Here is a 16,575-nt window from a genome sequence, read left to right as displayed (position 1 = left end):
TTCAAATAACTCAAATTATGAGTACTGAAGCATTAGAAGCACCAGAAGTAAAAGAGGAAGTAAAGCAACCAGCTGAAGCGCTTTTTTCCAAGCGGAGAAGGCGCATTGTGGCTGATCCGTTGAACGAGGATAACCCGATCACCATTCAGGTATTGGGGATTTGCTCGGCTTTGGCGATTACCATCAAAATGGAACCCACATTGGTGATGTCTATCGCGGTGGTATCTGTTATTGTTTTTTCAAACCTGATCATCTCACTAATCAGAAACCTGATTCCGGGACGGGTCCGGATCATCGTTCAGCTAGCCATCATTGCTACGCTCGTAACTTTGGTGAGTGAGGTACTGAAGGCTTATTACTTTGACATGTATAAGGTGCTCGGAGCTTTCGTGGGGCTGATTATTACCAACTGTATCGTTATGGGTAGGCTGGAAGCATTTGCCATGGCCAATAAGCCTTATGATTCTATACTCGATGGTTTGGGAAGTGGATTCGGATATGCCTGGATCATTCTGGTTGTAGCCTTTTTCAGAGAGCTCTTTGGATCAGGTTCTGTATTTGATTTCAAAGTGTTTGAAGCCATAGGCCTTTCAAATTTCCCAACAAATGGTCTGATGGTGGATTCGATAGGGGCCTTCATGGTATTGGGAATTCTTATTTGGGTCCAGCGATCAAAAACAGGTTACGTAGAACACTAAGCTAAAGACATCATGGATATTTTTAATATAGCACTTAAAGCCACTTTCATTGACAATATGATCTTTGCCTATTTTTTAGGCATGTGTTCATTCCTGGCCGTTTCTAAGAAAGTTTCTACGGCCTTTGGTCTTGGATTGGCGGTTATTTTTGTTTTGACTATTACCGTGCCGGTTAACTGGCTCTTGCAGGAGTATGTACTCAAAGAGGGCGCTTTGGCCTGGTTGGGTTCTGATTTTGCTACTGTGGATTTGACGTTCCTTCAGTTTATCATGTTCATAGCAGTAATCGCTTCTATGGTGCAGTTGGTGGAGATGATCATTGAAAAGTTTTCGCCATCACTTTACGGATCTTTGGGTATTTTTCTTCCCCTGATTGCTGTGAACTGCGCCATTCTTGGAGCTTCATTGTTTATGGTACAAAGGGATTATAGCATAGCTCAGGCCACTGCCTACGGGTTTGGTTCTGGTCTTGGATGGTTTCTGGCCATCATTGCACTGGCAGCCATTCGTGAGAAGTTGAAATACTCAAGTGTACCAGACGGATTGAAAGGCTTAGGGATCACCATGCTCATCACAGGTTTGATGGGATTGGCGTTCAAGTCCTTCATAGGTATTGCACTTTAAACTATTCACCTAAGAAATTCAAAGGGCTTTGTCGAATGCGACAAAGCCTTTTTTGTTTTAACTTCATCCCTAAAAAGCAGCTATGTATATTCAATCATTACTGAGGTATTTCCTGAGAGGCTTGTTGCTGGTGACGCCAGTTAGTTTGACGATTTACATCATTGTGGAGATGGTGAAGTGGACGGACAGTTTACTGCCCATCAGCATTCCCGGACTGGGGATGATCACAGTACTGTTTGTTACGGCATTCATTGGCTACCTCGCCAATACCCTCTTTGCCAAACCTTTTTTCGATCTTTTTAGCGACATACTTAAGAAAATTCCGATTGTGAGCTTTCTCTATACGGCCATCAACGACCTGGTGACCGCTTTTGTCGGGGATAAAAAGAAGTTTGACACCCCGGTACTGGTGCCCTTTGATGAGCACGGCATGCTCTACAAGCCCGGTTTTATCACCCAGAAAGATTTATCGGAAATCGGCCTGCCCGGAATGGTAACCGTATATCTCCCTCATTCGTATAACTTCTCCGGCAATGTCTTCATAGTGGATAAGTCACGTCTTATGACGCTAGAAGGCAGCAATACTGAGCTGATGAAGTACATTGTGTCAGGTGGAGTATCTGGTGCAATTAAAAGAAAGCCATAAAATATTTGGTGATTAAAATAAAAATAACTCCTTTTAAGCTTGCTATTGGTTATTAATAGTTGATAATTTTGTCTTAAGAATTAGATACGAGTTGAAAACTTATATACACATATCGTCTTACTCTACCCCGAGGCTAATGTCTCCCAGGCGCTCTGCCTGATATGTTTATATAGGACACTTACGCAGTGACCTGCCCCTCGCTAAAATTCTTTATTCACCTATTCTTTATTAAAATGGACAAATTTGTTGTATCGGTTGCCGATGCATCACATATACATTACGCTGAGCAAATCTGCGATATGATTGCTGACAGTGCCGAAAAAAGAGGCACTGGCATAGCCAGAAGATCTACTGAGTATGTTCAGGGAAAGCTGGCTGACGGAAAGTCGGTGATTGCCCTGACCAAATCAGGTAAGCTTGCCGGTTTTTGCTACATTGAAACATGGGGTCATGGAAAATATGTGGCCAATTCGGGACTCATTGTAAACCCCGATTATCGAAATAATGGTTTGGCCCAGGCCATCAAAGCAAGGGCTTTCAAGCTTTCCAGAGAAAAGTACCCGGAGGCCAAGCTTTTCGGTCTGACCACCAGCATGGCTGTCATGAAAATCAATTCAGATTTGGGTTACCGACCGGTTGCTTTTTCTGAGCTCACGGATGACGAGGCCTTCTGGAAGGGCTGTAGCAGCTGCGTAAACTATGATATTCTCACCCGCAAGAACCATCAGCACTGCCTGTGTACGGGCATGCTCTATGATCCTGAGGAGAAGAAGCGTAAATGGAAGCAGCGCAGCAAAAAGGTGCAGGAGAAATTAATGATGTGGAAACAAAAAGTACAGATTAAATGAGTGATCAGAAAAAGGTATTGCTGGCTTTCAGTGGTGGATTGGACACCACTTATTGCTCACTTTACCTCAAGGAACTGGGATACAAAGTATACACTGTCACCGTCAATACCGGTGGATTTACAAAGGAGGAACTGGACAAACTGGAGGAGCGCTCCCGATCATTGGGGAGCGAGTCTCATTCCAATGTAGACGTTACCGAAGAGTTTTATCAAAAGGCCATCAAATACCTCATTGCGGGCAATGTGCTAAAGAATAACACATATCCACTTTCAGTGAGTGCTGAGCGGGTTTTTCAGGCTACGGCCATTGCCAAGGAAGCCATTAAACTTGGCGTAGATGCCATTGCCCATGGGAGTACCGGTGCTGGCAACGATCAGGTACGTTTTGATATGATCTTCAATATCCTGTGTCCTGAAAAAGAGATCATTACGCCCATTCGGGATAAACGTCTTTCCAGAGAAGAAGAAATACAATACCTGATTGATCACGGAGTGAGTGGTAACTGGGAAAAGTCCTTGTATTCGGTGAACCAGGGTCTTTGGGGCACCTCGGTAGGGGGAAAGGAGACTTTAACTTCAGATCAGTTTCTAGCGGAAGCGGCTTTCCCAAGTCAGTTAAAAGAGACGGGTGAAGAAGTGGTGGAGATCTCCTTTGAAGGAGGCGAGCCTGTTGGTTTGAATGGCAAGACCCTCACACCAGTGCAATGCATAGAGCAACTCAATACCCTAGCCAGTGGCTATGCGCTGGGGAGAGATGTCCATGTGGGGGATACCATTATCGGCATTAAAGGGAGAGTAGGCTTTGAAGCCGCCGCCCCGGTCATCCTCATTAAGGCGCACCATACGCTTGAGAAACATGTGCTCACCAAGAACCAGTTGTTGATGAAGGATCAGTTGTCACTGACTTACGGCAATCTACTTCATGAAGGACACTATCTCGATCCTGTCATGCGTGATATTGAGTCATTCTATGACAGTACTCAGAAGTATGTGTCCGGAACGGTAAAAGTACATCTGGCACCTTATCGATTTTATGTGATCGGTATTACCTCGGAGCATGACCTGATGCAATCCAGCTTTGGTAAATATGGCGAAATGAACAATTCATGGTCAGGCGAGGATGTAAAGGGCTTTTCTAAGATCTTCGGAAACCAAAATATGATTTATCACAAAGTCCACCAGACGGATGAGTAAAATCAGAGTAGGAATATATGGAGCAGCCGGCTATACGGCCGGTGAGCTGATGAGATTATTAATTCATCACCCAAAAACGGAAGTGGTCTGTGCCCAAAGCGAGAGTCAGGTGGGGAAGAAGGTCACCGAAATACATACGGATCTGATTGGAGACACCAGTCTGGTTTTCAGCGCCGATTTGGATCAAAATATTGATGTACTGTTTCTGTGCAAAGGTCACGGAGAATCGCGGGTATTTCTCGAGCGTCACCCGATTCCTGATTCAGTTAAAGTGATCGACCTGAGCAATGATTTCAGGCTAAAGGCTGACGCAGACGGTTTTGTTTATGGTCTTCCTGAACTCAATGGGTCAGCAATACAAAAGGCAACTAAGATTGCCAATCCGGGCTGTTTTGCTACCTGCATTCAGGTGGGACTGCTGCCAGCTGCTCAAGCTGGGATTATCCAGTCGGAAATTCACACCACAGGCATCACGGGGTCTACAGGAGCTGGACAGTCCTTATCACCCACGTCTCATTTCTCCTGGAGAAACGAGAACATGAGCGTTTATAAAGCTTTCACCCATCAGCATTTGGATGAAATTGGAGAAAGTATATCGCAGCTGGCAGGGAAGGCCCATGTGGTGAACTTTATTCCTTTTAGGGGCAATTTCACCCGAGGAATCATTGCCACCTCATATTTTGAGACGGAGGCCTCAGAGGCTGAAGCTTACGCACTTTATGAAGCGTTTTATAAGGACCAGCCTTTCACTCATGTCACCAACAAGAATCCTGACTTGAAAATGGTGGTGAATACCAACAAAGCAGTCGTCTATTTGAAAAAAGAAGGCAACAAGCTTTTGGCTATTTCGATGATCGACAATCTGCTCAAAGGAGCTTCGGGTCAGGCTGTTCAAAATATGAACCTGATCTTTGGACTGGAAGAATCAATGGGCCTCAATCTTAAACCAACCGGATTTTAGAAATGGAGTTAACGGATAGCAATATTGCCATACTGGGGGCAGGTAATCTGGGGATTGCCATTGCCCAGGGAATAGTAGAGGAGAAACTTAAGGATGCCGGACAGATTTGTCTTACACGTAGAAACCTCGACCATGTGGGGCATTTGAAGGCTAAGGGATTTCAGGTGTCCAGCAACAACCTGGAAGCAGTCACACAGGCCAAAATGGTTTTGCTGTGTGTCCAGCCCAAGCAGTTGCCCAAGCTTCTGGAACAGATCAATCCGGGTCTGACCAGAGACCATCTTTTGGTATCGGTCATCACCGGAGTTTCCATTGCTGAGATCAAGAGTCATTTGAAAGTGGAGGTACCGGTGGTTCGGGCCATGCCCAATACAGCCATTGCCATTGGAGAGTCCATGACGTGTATCTGCTCTGAGGATAGTAAGGAAGATGCTTTGGCAGTGCAGAGGATTTTTAATGCACTTGGGAAGACCCTCATCATAGAAGAGAAGCTGATGCAGGCGGCCACGGTACTTGGCGCAAGTGGGATTGCTTTTTTTATGCGCTACCTTCGTGCTGCTACCCAGGGAGGCGTGCAGATGGGTTTTCATTCTGAAGATGCACAGATGATCGCTGTGCAGACCGCCAAAGGCGCTGCCTCGTTGATTTTGGAAAACGGTCAGCATCCTGAAGTGGAGATAGATAAGGTTACAACCCCTGAGGGCTGTACCATCGCCGGACTGAACGAAATGGAGCACCGGGGACTGAGCTCGGCTTTGATAAAGGGCTTGATGGTGTCTTACGACAAAATAAAAAATATAAAATAGCATGCGACATTTTACTTCTGTAAATGATGTAAAAGATCTCGATGGGTTTGTGCAAAAGGCACTTGCTTTGAAGGAATCCCCCTTTGCCCATAAACACCTGGGAGAAACCAGAACGCTCGGACTCTTGTTTTTCAACTCCAGTCTGAGAACCAGAATGAGTACTCAAAAGGCTGCGGCTAACCTGGGTATGAATACCATGGTCATGAATGTGACTCAGGATTCTTGGCAGATAGAAATAGAGGATGGAGTGGTTATGGACGGGGGTAAAGCTGAGCACATTCGTGAGGCAGCTGCGGTGTTGGGACAGTATTGTGACATTTTGGGTGTGCGGTCTTTCCCGGCCCTGCAGGATAGGAAAGCAGACTACAGCGAGAAAATTATCAAGGCATTTATCAAGCATTCCGGGGTGCCCGTTGTAAGCCTGGAGTCAGCCACTCTGCATCCGTTGCAGTCTTTTGCTGATTTGGTGACCATCTCCGAGTTCAAAAAGACACCCAAACCAAAAGTGGTTTTATCCTGGGCTCCGCATATCAATGCCCTGCCGCAGGCCGTCTCTAATTCATTTTCGCAGTGGATGACCCATGCTGATGTTGACTTTTCCATTGTACAACCAAAAGGCTTTGAGTTGTCAGATCAGTTTACAAAGGGAGCCAAAATTTATTACGATCAGGAAGAGGCTTTTGAGGGGGCTGATTTTGTGTACGTCAAGAACTGGTCGTCCTATAAAAACTATGGTGAGGTAGGCAACTATCCCAAATGGATGATTGACCAGTCCAAATTGGTCAATACCAATCAGGCCAAAGTGATGCACTGCCTGCCCGTACGTAGAAATGTGGTGATCGCTGATGAAGTACTCGATTCAGAAAGCGCCATCGTGATCCACCAGGCAGCCAACCGGGTGTTTAGCGCACAGACTGTGCTTAAAGAAATGTTGGAAAACCTTTAGTATATGAAACAACCACTCAATGTCATCAAAATAGGAGGGGCGGTGATCGAAGATCCTGAAAAGCAGCGAGCCTTTTTGGATGGATTCGTGGCCCTCAAAGGTCCCAAAATTCTCGTGCATGGAGGTGGACGCATTGCAACAGAAATAGGGGAACGACTGGGTATGGAAGCCAAAATGGTGGAAGGCCGCCGTGTTACGGACGATGCCACTGTAGATTTGGTTACCATGGTATACGGGGGGCTTGTGAATAAACAAATGACCGCTAAGCTCCAGAGCCTGGGAGTGAATGCTATTGGACTCACAGGTGCAGATGGTTCTATTATCAGGTCGGTAAAGCGTCCGATCACCAACGGAGTAGATTATGGATGGGTGGGTGATCCTGTAGAAGTGAATGCAGACTTTCTAAGTAAAATGATTGAAGCCGGTGGAGTGCCAGTGATTGCCCCACTAACGCATGATGGCGCCGGACACATCCTCAATACGAATGCAGATACCATTGCCGGAACCATTGCTTTGGCGATGGTTGACTTTTTTGAGGTCAATCTGGCACTCACTTTTGAACTGGACGGAGTGCTGGCGGACGTAAACGACCCTGAGTCTTTGATCAATCCATTTAAAGAATCTTTTTTTATCGAAATGAAAGAATCAGGCGCTATTCATAGCGGGATGATTCCTAAATTAGAGAATTCATTCAAAGCTCTGCACAGCGGAGTGAAGGGTGTGAGAATCTGTAAATACGATCAAATCAACTCAAACCATGGCAGCCTCCTTCAAATATAACACGGATCAGCTCCATAGTGAGGCTGTGGATTTGCTAAAGCAACTCATTTCTACCCAGAGCATTAGCCGGGAGGAGGATAAAACAGCCGATCTTATTCAGCGATATTTTGAGGAGCAGGAAGTTCCTGCTGAGCGAAAGGGCAATAACGTATGGGTGAAAAATCAGGATTTTGATGAATCCAAACCCACCGTATTACTCAACTCCCATCACGACACAGTAAAACCGAATGCAGGATATACGAGAGATCCTTTTGATCCCACAGAAGAGGATGGAAAGCTCTTTGGGCTGGGGAGTAATGATGCGGGTGGGGCCTTAGTGTCACTCATCATGACCTTCATGTATTTTTATACCCAGAAGGATCTGAAATACAATTTGATTCTGGCCGCTACTGCAGAAGAAGAAATTTCCGGACCAGGCGGAATTAAGAGTATTCTGAGAGAACTCGGGGAAATCAGCTTTGGAATAGTGGGGGAGCCTACCGAAATGGACATGGCGATTCATGAGAAGGGGCTGATGGTGCTGGACTGCTATGCCAAAGGTGTGGCCGGACATGCGGCACGTGATGAGGGTGAAAATGCTATTTATTTAGCGATGAAAGACATTGAGTGGTTTCGCACCTACCAATTTCCCAGGACTTCTGAGACTTTGGGGCCGATTAAAATGTCGGTGACGATGATTACCGCAGGTACCCAGCACAATGTGGTGCCCGACACCTGCCACTATGTGGTGGATGTACGGACCACTGATGCGTATAGCAATGAAGAAACACTGGAGCTGATCAGGGCACAGGTACAGAGCGATGTACAGGAGCGATCCACCCGATTGCAGCCTTCCGGGATCACCAAAGATCATGAAATTGTAAAGGCTGCTGAGGCATTGGATACGAGGTTTTTTGGCTCACCCACCATGTCAGATCAGGCACTGATGCCTTTCCCAACGGTGAAAATAGGCCCTGGAGATTCCAACCGTTCACATATGGCAGACGAATATATTTTCGTAGAGGAGATCAAAGAAGGCATCATGGGATACCTCATGCTGCTCAATAAGCTTTTTAAATCAAATTAATATTCATGAAACTTTGGCAGAAGTCTACAGACGTCAACAAAAAAGTTGAAGCATTTACTATTGGAAATGATCAGGAGTTGGATTTGCTTCTGGCGCCCTATGATATTTTGGGATCATTGGCACACATAGAGATGTTAGAGAGCATTGGTCTGCTGACAAAGGATGAGTTGGAGGTGCTCAGCACCGAATTAAAGGAGCTTTATCAACTAGCCAAAACCGGTGAGCTCACCATTGATCCGGGGATGGAGGATATACACTCACAGGTGGAGTTTTTACTTACCAAGAAGCTGGGAGAAGTAGGAAAGAAGATTCATAGCGGCCGATCCAGAAACGATCAGGTGCTGGTGGATCTGAAAATGTATTTTCGGGGTGAAATAGAAGAGATTGTAGGTCTTGTAAAATCACTTTCAGATACCCTGCTGAGTCAGAGTGACCGCTATAGGGAAGTGCTTATTCCCGGATACACACACATGCAGGTAGCCATGCCTTCTTCTATTGGGCTATGGCTGGGGGCTTATGCTGAGAGCCTTTCAGATGACCTCATTGCTTTGAGGGCGGCGTTTGATATTGCCAATAAAAATCCACTGGGTTCTGCTGCTGGTTACGGCTCATCATTTCCACTGGATAGAATGAAAACCACAACACTTCTGGGTTTTGAAGAGCCTAATTATAACGTGGTGTATGCACAAATGACCAGGGGTAAATCGGAAGTGGCTCTGGCTACCGCGATGGCCTCTGTAGCCGCAACACTTAGTAAGCTGTCCATGGATGTTTGTATGTATGCCGGTCAGAATTTTGGTTTTCTATCATTTCCTGATGAGTTGACCACTGGTTCCAGCATCATGCCGCATAAGAAAAATCCGGATGTTTTTGAGTTGGTGAGAGGACGGTGCAATCAGCTCATGAGCTTGCCCAATGAATTAAACCTTATCCTCAGCAATCTGCCAAGCGGCTACCACCGCGATTTACAGCAGCTTAAGGAGCATTTGTTTCCGGGTATACAGACCCTGAAGCAATGTTTGGATATTGTGGATTTCGCCCTGGGCCAGGTGAAAGTAAATCCCGATGTGATCAACGACAGTAGGTATGACTACCTGTTTACGGTGGAGTTGGTGAATCAGTTGGTATTGGAAGGAATGCCCTTCAGGGATGCCTATAAGGAGGTGGGCAAGCGAGTGGAGGAAGGCACCTATCGACCGGATCGGGAGATAAAGCACACTCACCTGGGTAGTGTCGGTAATCTGGCCAATGATCAGGTGGCTGCAAAAATAAAAAGGGAACTGAGTAAGTTCCCTTTCATCCACATAGGTGGGTGTTTTAGCAGTCTGACTGCTTAGTCTATCTTTAGTTCAAAGTCGAATGGAATCCTCAAGGCACTGGCAACAGCCTCGCCTTCAGCATTTTTTGCTGGTTCGAATTTGAGATCATTGAGCGCTAGCTCAACAGTTTCTTTTAGTTTACTACATGGATATGCGAGTGCAGTGGTGCTGGAGATATTCCCTTCCGCATCAATTTCCAGGTACATAATCACTTTTCCTTCGACACCACTTTGGTTACTTACCGTTGGGTATTTGATGCTTTCCGCAACTTCTTCCAGATTAATGGCTCGTGCCTGGGTAAGAAGGCCGGGATCCGAAGCAGCAAAGGCAAGTGTGGTAAGGGATACTAAAGCGAGGGAAAATATGTATTTCTTCATTTGATATTTTTAATCTTGTGTTACTCAATCAATACGGTAATGTTAACCAAATATTAATTAATTAACAATTAGATAATATTAAGTTTTCTGAAAATAATGCTTCCTCATTTGCGCTTATTATTAACGAGCTAATTCTTGTTTTCAGGAGCGAGGAAGACCGGCCCTTTGCTATCTTTAATGCCCATGTCTAAACCATTCCATATTTACAGGTCGGGAGCCGGATCAGGCAAGACTTTTACCCTGGCCAGGTCCTACCTGACCATTGCACTTGGCCGCCCAGCCGCTTTCCGGCATATTCTGGGTGTGACTTTTACCAACAAGGCCACAGAGGAGATGAAAAACAGGATTGTGGCCATCCTCAAGACCCTTGCGGCGGGAGAAACTCACCCCATGGAGGCTGACCTGTGTGCTGACCTGGGGATTAACAACAACGAACTAAAAAAACGGGCCTCAGCTACCCTCAGCGATATTCTCCATCAATACGGTCGCTTCAGCATTGTTACGATTGATAGTTTTTTCAATCAGGTCATTCGGTCTTTTGCCAAAGAAATGGGCCTGCAGGGCACCTTTACCATAGACCTGGATCAGAAGACAGTACTGGAGCGAGTGATAGATAAAATGCTCCAGGAGATAGGGGAAGCCGACAAAAAACAACTCAGGAACTGGCTCACAGAGTTTGCTGAATTGAAAGTGGAAGACGGCAAATCGTGGGATTTCCGAAAGGACATTACCGCACTTTCTGGGGAAATCCTGAAAGATGAATTTAAAAAGCACTCACAGGAGGTGCTAAAACTGAGTGAGACACCGGGATATTTTGAGCGAATCAAAAAGGAACTAAATGAGATCAGGTTCGGATTTGAAAACCAGGTCAAAAGGTTTTGCAGGGAATTCTCAGAGTATCTGGAGCAAGAGGGACTCACGATTAAGGATTTCAGTGGGGGAGGGAATGGGCCTGCGGGACTTTTTAAAAAGCTGGAAGGGCTGGTTTTTGAGATTAGCCAGCCCAGGCGGGCCGCAATGGATAACATAGAAGCCTGGCTGACCAAGCCAAACCTTAAAAAAGGACACCTGAATCACTACCTGGAGTCCTTCATATTACCAAGGTACAGTCAGTTGATCCATTATGTCGATCAACATATGGTTCGCTATGCTTCCAGCCTTGAAGTGCAGCGCTACCTCTTTACCTTTGGTATCCTGGCACAGGTGAATAAGTACATCCAAAACTACCGTGACGAGAATGATGTGATGTTAATTGCCGATTTACCGGATTTCCTTCATCAGATCATAAGCGATAGTGATACGCCTTACATCTACGAAAAGGTCGGCTCCAATTACAATCATTACCTTATCGATGAGTTTCAGGACACGTCGGCTTTTCAGTGGGAAAACTTTATGCCATTGGTGAAGAACACCACCGATGAGGGCAATTTCAGTATGGTGGTGGGGGATGTGAAGCAATCTATTTACCGTTTCAGAGGTGGCGAATGGGAACTGCTTCAAAATCGACTCAAGGAGGATATTGGTGATTATCATGTTGAAGCGCACAATTTGGATACCAATTGGCGCAGCGATCAGCGGATTATTGATTTCAATAACTCCTTTTTTGAATCCGCCAGGGATTTTTCAAAGGATCATTTTTTTAATCAGGCAGAGCGTGTGCTGGATCCGGTACTGAAGCAGAAGGTTTCTGACCGTGTGAGTGAGGTGTTTGATACCTTCTCTGACGTGACCCAAAAGGGCGCTAAACCAGACGGAGCGCCGATAGGCAGTGTAAGTATTGAGTTTATCTCTGATGACGATACCGAGGATGATGAGAAATGGGCGGATGAGGCCATCACCAGGACCATTCGCTATGTGGAAGATCTGCAGAGAAAGGGGTATGAGCTTAGAGATATCGCCATCCTCACACGATATAGCAGCGAAGGCAGAAAGGTAGCGGATGCATTTCTGGCTTACAGAAACTCAGAAGAGGCCGATCCGGAGCTGAAATATGACGTGGTAAGCAGCGAGGCCCTGTACCTCACATCCAGCCATCTGGTCAGGTTTATTGTTTCGCTCATCAAATGGCTGAACGACGAGAAAAACACCATTGTACTCAACGAATGGCTTTATGAGTACCGCAGGTACATTTCCCGGGAAGAGACCGTGGAGAGTGACATATTCTCCACTTATCAGGATTGGAAAGCTTTTGTACCCAAGGAGTTTGTCAAGCATAAAGAATACATGAAGACACTACCGCTTTATGAGCTGGTAGAGGGCATTGTGCGAATATTCAGTTTGAATAAGTTCAAGCAGGAGTTTACTTACTTGCAGGGATTTCAGGATGCCATCCTTGACTATTCCAAAAATGAGCGTGGAGACATTCCATCATTTCTGGAGTGGTGGGAGGAAGTACGAAAGGAGCGTGCTATTCAAATTTCGAATGACAACAATGCCATCAAAATACTGACCATCCATAAAGCCAAGGGACTGGAGTTCCCGGTGGTTCTGCTGCCATTTTTGGGGTGGAGCTTTGATCATGATGGCACCAAAGACAACATTCTATGGTGTGAGGGAGCCCTGGCGGATGCTCCGTTTAACAGGCTTCCTGTCATACCGCTGAAATATAACAACAAGCTGGCCAACACTTACTGGGCAGAGGCCTACTACCAGGAAAAGTTAAAAGCATACCTGGATAACCTGAACCTTCTCTATGTGGCATTCACCCGGCCTGTGGAAGTACTCATTGGCTTTGGGAAGTTGCCAAAGCCCAAGGCGAAGTTTGGCAGCACCTATGACTTGATGTTTGCGTTGCTGAGTACCACTGAGTACTGGCAGGAGTCTGCAAGTACTTACCGGGTGGGAGAAATCCCTGGTAAAGAAAATGTCCGTGCATCCACCCTTGAGTTTGGTTTGGACGAGTACCTTTCTACCCCATGGCGCGGAAAGGTGAGTGTGCAAATCAAGGGCTCAGCCGAGCTCAGTGAGGCGGTTTTTGTAGATGCCACCCTGCAAGGGATAAGAATGCACGAAGTGCTCAGTAAGATCCACTATGCTGCCGATCTGGACCAGTATGCAGGGCATGCCGATTTTGATCAATTGAAGGCCATCATCTCGCATCAGGATTTGGCGGACTGGTTTGATCCTAAATGGACGGTGGCCAATGAGGTGCCGATCCTCCTTCCTGGTGGTGATTTTAAGCGAATAGACCGGATCAACAGATCAGAGAAAGAGACCATCGTGATAGATTTTAAAACAGGATCTAAGAGGAGTAAGGACAAGAGTCAGGTGGCAGAATACATTCGTATTTTGAAGGAAATGGAATACCCGGGCGTACGGGGTTATTTGGTTTATTTGAGTGATTTAACTGTGGAGGAAGTATGAAGACAGATCAAGGGAAGCATTCATCACCCACGTTCATCACGGAACTTGCCGAGCGAATTCTGAAGGAAAATGATGGAAAACTGGACCAGGTCACTGTAGTCTTTCCCAACAGACGAGCGGGATTGTTCTTTCGCCAGTCACTGTCCGCATTCATCACCAGGCCTATTTGGATGCCTGAAGTGGCCAGTATGCAGGATTTTGTGGGACGGTTCAGCACGGCCAGACCTATAGAGACCCTGGAAGCCATTTTTGTGTTGTTTGAGGTCTATAAGGCCCATCAGAAAAACGAGGAGACTTTCGATCAGTTCTTTTTTTGGGGTGAGATGATCCTCAGGGATTTTGAGGAGATTGATCAGTATTTGGTCAATCCGGAGCAGCTTTTTACCAGCATTAAATCTCAGAAAGAACTGGATGAGGAGTTTTACTTTCTGGATGAAGAGGATAAGCGTATCATTCAAAGTTTTTGGTCTAGCTTTTTGCCCAAAACCACCAGGAGCCAGGAGGCTTTTTTGGAGACCTGGAAGATTCTCCTGCCCATCTACACGGAGTTCAAAGCGACTTTGCGCAGACGTGGTGAAGCTTATGGGGGGATGATCTACCGGGAAATTGTCGAGCATTTGTCTGAGACCCATTTACGCACGGGACGTAAGGTGTACTTTGCAGGGTTCAACGCCCTCACCTTTACCGAAGAGAAGATCATCAAACATTTTGTGCAGGAGGAAAATGCACAGGTGATATGGGACCTGGACGACTATTACTTCAGTAATCCGAGACAGGAAGCTGGTTTTTTTCTGAGAGACTATGCCCGTGATAGCATTTTGGGAAAGACTTTCCCCACGGAACGGCCTCAGCGATTTGAAACTGAAAAACAAATGGATGCCACAGGGGTATCGCTGGAGGTGGGGCAAACGAAGGCGCTGGCCGAAATTTTAAAAGAACTGTCTTCCAATGAGTCGTTTGATCCGCAAAGGGCAGTGGTGGTACTCCCCAAGGAACACATGCTATTTCCCACCCTGCATGCTATTCCGGATGAGATTGATAAGGTGAACATCACTATGGGTTATCCACTGAAGGACACCCCTGTTTATAGCCTGCTGGAGAGTGTACTGCTGCTTCAAAATATGCGGAAGGACAATCTGATCAATGGTACTTCATTTTACTACAAGCCTCTGATAGAGCTGCTGGAGCATCCACTTCTTTATGTATTGGAGGAGGAACCCATTAAAAAACTTGTACGTGAGATCAGAACCCGAAACAGGATTACCTTGTATCAGGAAGAGATTGTATTGGAGCACCCCATCTTCACCTTGATTTTTCAAAAACCAGAGAATGCTTTCGAATACCTTCTATCCATTCTGAAGGAGCTTTATGCAACCTGGAAAGATAAGAGTCATGACCTGGAGTTAGAGTTTATCAGCAGGTTTTACCTGCATGTCAGCCAGCTGCATGAAATGATGGGGGAACGCTCTCAGGGACTGAGCTATGACTTCCTGATCAAGCTGTTTCGAAGGCTGGCCCGAACCCTGAAAATTCCATTTACAGGTGAGCCTTTGAATGGTCTGCAGGTGATGGGAATCCTCGAAACCAGAAACCTTGACTTTGACCATGTATTCATTCTGAATATGAACGAGGACAGCTGGCCTGCCGCTCCCCGACGTGGATCTTTTATTCCGTATAATATTCGAAAGGCCTTTGATCTCCCGGTGTTTGATCATCAGGATGCTATATACGCTTATCTCTTTTATCGGCTGCTGCAGCGGGCCAGGCATGTTCACTTCTTTTACAACACGGTGGCCGAATTCAACGTGAATGGAGAACTGAGCCGACTGGTGCAGCAGCTTGAAGTAGAATCGAAATTCACCATCCACAAGCGAATACTGGCAAGTCCTATTAAGACGGAGGCCCCCAGGCCTATTGTGATTCAGAAAAATGAACCCATTCTGAGGAAAATGGAGCGCTATCTTGAGGGTTTTGAAGGCGACCGTGAAACCAGGCCTTCCGCATTCACACCCAGTGCCATCAATACCTATCTGGATTGCAGGCTGAAGTTTTATTTTAAATACGTAGAACGACTCTACGAACCCGATGTGGTGCAGGAGGAGATGGATCCCATGGTGTTTGGAAATATCCTCCACGACAGCATGGAGCTGCTTTATAAGGAGTTTATCAAACGCGAGAAACGTGATGTCGTGTACCCCGAGGACCTGTTTTGGATTAGGGAAGGGGTACGGGGAGCCATCAATAAAGCGTTTATCAAGCACTATGGCATTAAGAATGAAAAGAAGTTTCAGCTGGAGGGACGGTCGGTCATCGCCGCGGACATTCTCACCAAATTCATTCATAAGATACTTGAATATGACAAGCAGTATGCGCCTTACCGCATTCTGGGATTGGAGGCAGATAGCAGAGATGGCTACTCCATTGATTTTCCGATAGCGGCAGATGGCAAGGCCAGACGTGTAAGACTTAAGGGAATCATTGATCGGCTGGATATCAAAGAGGGCAAAGTGCGGGTGATAGACTACAAGACGGGTCGTGATGAGAAGGTGTTTACCACGGTGGAGTCTTTGGTGGACAGGGAGGATAAAAACCGGAAGAAAGCCGTTTTTCAGGTGCTTTTTTACAGCTACTTATTTAAGAAGAAATTTGTTGGCGACTATGAAGTAATAGAGCCCGGTATTTTCAACAGTCGGGACCTGTTTAGTAAGGACTTTGAATGGAAGGTTTTTGATAACCAGCAAAAGACAGGAGTGTCTAATTTTGATCAATACGAAGCTGGGTTTGAGCAGGTATTGGAGGATGTGCTCACAGAAATGTACAGTGTGAATCAGCCCTTTGATCAGACCACAGACCATAAGAAATGCGGATTTTGTCCATATCGGGAAATTTGCGGAAGGTAAGGAACGGTTTGCCTGGGGAGGTGGTTGTGTACTTTGTGATTTACGATT

14 protein-coding genes are annotated in these 16,575 nt (G+C 46.0%); 13 read left to right on the top strand and 1 reads right to left on the bottom strand.

Annotated features, from left to right (window positions below; translation table 11 throughout):
- Positions 1-17 precede the first annotated feature (17 nt).
- From RIH33_RS19095 to argH, 11 genes are all read left to right on the top strand, one after another.
- Positions 18-698 (top strand): NADH:ubiquinone reductase (Na(+)-transporting) subunit D, encoded by a 681-nt coding sequence (locus RIH33_RS19095; RefSeq protein ID WP_406651376.1) that lies wholly within the window; start codon positions 18-20, stop codon positions 696-698.
- Positions 699-710: 12 nt separating this feature from the next.
- The gene (gene nqrE, locus RIH33_RS19090) at positions 711-1,322 is read left to right on the top strand and encodes an NADH:ubiquinone reductase (Na(+)-transporting) subunit E (RefSeq protein ID WP_406651377.1); all 612 of its coding nucleotides are present in this window, start codon (positions 711-713) and stop codon (positions 1,320-1,322) included.
- An 82-nt stretch (positions 1,323-1,404) separates the two neighbouring features.
- Complete coding sequence (locus RIH33_RS19085) at positions 1,405-1,968, top strand: DUF502 domain-containing protein (protein WP_406651378.1); 564 nt, start codon at positions 1,405-1,407, stop codon at positions 1,966-1,968.
- A gap of 233 nt (positions 1,969-2,201) precedes the next feature.
- Positions 2,202-2,816, top strand: a complete 615-nt coding sequence (locus RIH33_RS19080; protein WP_406651380.1) for a GNAT family N-acetyltransferase — start codon at positions 2,202-2,204, stop codon at positions 2,814-2,816.
- Positions 2,813-4,009, top strand: coding sequence for an argininosuccinate synthase (gene argG, locus RIH33_RS19075; RefSeq protein ID WP_406651381.1), 1,197 nt, complete (start codon positions 2,813-2,815; stop codon positions 4,007-4,009). The genes RIH33_RS19080 and argG overlap by 4 nt, the downstream gene beginning before the upstream one ends.
- Entirely contained in the window at positions 4,002-4,970 is a 969-nt protein-coding gene (argC, locus tag RIH33_RS19070; protein ID WP_406651382.1) for an N-acetyl-gamma-glutamyl-phosphate reductase, read from the top strand. Before argG ends, argC begins: the two co-directional genes overlap by 8 nt.
- A gap of 2 nt (positions 4,971-4,972) precedes the next feature.
- On the top strand, positions 4,973-5,776 hold the full coding sequence (gene proC, locus RIH33_RS19065) for a pyrroline-5-carboxylate reductase (RefSeq protein ID WP_406651384.1): 804 nt from the start codon (positions 4,973-4,975) through the stop codon (positions 5,774-5,776).
- A gap of 1 nt (position 5,777) precedes the next feature.
- Positions 5,778-6,722, top strand: coding sequence for an N-acetylornithine carbamoyltransferase (locus RIH33_RS19060; protein ID WP_406651385.1), 945 nt, complete (start codon positions 5,778-5,780; stop codon positions 6,720-6,722).
- A gap of 3 nt (positions 6,723-6,725) precedes the next feature.
- Complete coding sequence (gene argB / locus RIH33_RS19055; protein WP_406651386.1) at positions 6,726-7,502, top strand: acetylglutamate kinase; 777 nt, start codon at positions 6,726-6,728, stop codon at positions 7,500-7,502.
- Positions 7,480-8,568 (top strand): M20 family metallo-hydrolase, encoded by a 1,089-nt coding sequence (locus RIH33_RS19050; RefSeq protein WP_406651387.1) that lies wholly within the window; start codon positions 7,480-7,482, stop codon positions 8,566-8,568. Before argB ends, RIH33_RS19050 begins: the two co-directional genes overlap by 23 nt.
- 5 nt (positions 8,569-8,573) lie before the next feature.
- Positions 8,574-9,905, top strand: a complete 1,332-nt coding sequence (gene argH, locus RIH33_RS19045) for an argininosuccinate lyase (protein WP_406651388.1) — start codon at positions 8,574-8,576, stop codon at positions 9,903-9,905.
- Here the strand turns inward: argH and RIH33_RS19040 are convergent.
- The gene (locus RIH33_RS19040; RefSeq protein ID WP_406651389.1) at positions 9,902-10,264 is read right to left on the bottom strand and encodes an energy transducer TonB; all 363 of its coding nucleotides are present in this window, start codon (positions 10,262-10,264) and stop codon (positions 9,902-9,904) included. The genes argH and RIH33_RS19040 overlap by 4 nt on opposite strands.
- Positions 10,265-10,447: 183 nt before the next feature.
- Between RIH33_RS19040 and RIH33_RS19035 the strand changes: the two genes are divergently transcribed.
- Entirely contained in the window at positions 10,448-13,627 is a 3,180-nt protein-coding gene (locus RIH33_RS19035; RefSeq protein WP_406651391.1) for a UvrD-helicase domain-containing protein, read from the top strand.
- Complete coding sequence (locus tag RIH33_RS19030) at positions 13,624-16,527, top strand: PD-(D/E)XK nuclease family protein (RefSeq protein ID WP_406651392.1); 2,904 nt, start codon at positions 13,624-13,626, stop codon at positions 16,525-16,527. Before RIH33_RS19035 ends, RIH33_RS19030 begins: the two co-directional genes overlap by 4 nt.
- Positions 16,528-16,575 lie beyond the last annotated feature (48 nt).

Source organism: Marinoscillum sp. (assembly GCF_040222955.1).
In the GTDB taxonomy this organism is placed as follows: domain Bacteria; phylum Bacteroidota; class Bacteroidia; order Cytophagales; family Cyclobacteriaceae; genus Marinoscillum.
The sequence above is the reverse complement of the archived record's forward strand: the minus strand, read 5'-3'. Positions and strand labels throughout refer to the sequence as shown.

Coding starts and splice junctions, on each gene's coding strand:
- RIH33_RS19095 (WP_406651376.1), top strand. CDS start 18: ATGAGTACTGAAGCATTAGAAGCACCAGAAGTAAAAGAGGAAGTAAAG.
- nqrE (WP_406651377.1), top strand. CDS start 711: ATGGATATTTTTAATATAGCACTTAAAGCCACTTTCATTGACAATATG.
- RIH33_RS19085 (WP_406651378.1), top strand. CDS start 1,405: ATGTATATTCAATCATTACTGAGGTATTTCCTGAGAGGCTTGTTGCTG.
- RIH33_RS19080 (WP_406651380.1), top strand. CDS start 2,202: ATGGACAAATTTGTTGTATCGGTTGCCGATGCATCACATATACATTAC.
- argG (WP_406651381.1), top strand. CDS start 2,813: ATGAGTGATCAGAAAAAGGTATTGCTGGCTTTCAGTGGTGGATTGGAC.
- argC (WP_406651382.1), top strand. CDS start 4,002: ATGAGTAAAATCAGAGTAGGAATATATGGAGCAGCCGGCTATACGGCC.
- proC (WP_406651384.1), top strand. CDS start 4,973: ATGGAGTTAACGGATAGCAATATTGCCATACTGGGGGCAGGTAATCTG.
- RIH33_RS19060 (WP_406651385.1), top strand. CDS start 5,778: ATGCGACATTTTACTTCTGTAAATGATGTAAAAGATCTCGATGGGTTT.
- argB (WP_406651386.1), top strand. CDS start 6,726: ATGAAACAACCACTCAATGTCATCAAAATAGGAGGGGCGGTGATCGAA.
- RIH33_RS19050 (WP_406651387.1), top strand. CDS start 7,480: ATGGCAGCCTCCTTCAAATATAACACGGATCAGCTCCATAGTGAGGCT.
- argH (WP_406651388.1), top strand. CDS start 8,574: ATGAAACTTTGGCAGAAGTCTACAGACGTCAACAAAAAAGTTGAAGCA.
- RIH33_RS19040 (WP_406651389.1), bottom strand. CDS start 10,264: ATGAAGAAATACATATTTTCCCTCGCTTTAGTATCCCTTACCACACTT.
- RIH33_RS19035 (WP_406651391.1), top strand. CDS start 10,448: ATGTCTAAACCATTCCATATTTACAGGTCGGGAGCCGGATCAGGCAAG.
- RIH33_RS19030 (WP_406651392.1), top strand. CDS start 13,624: ATGAAGACAGATCAAGGGAAGCATTCATCACCCACGTTCATCACGGAA.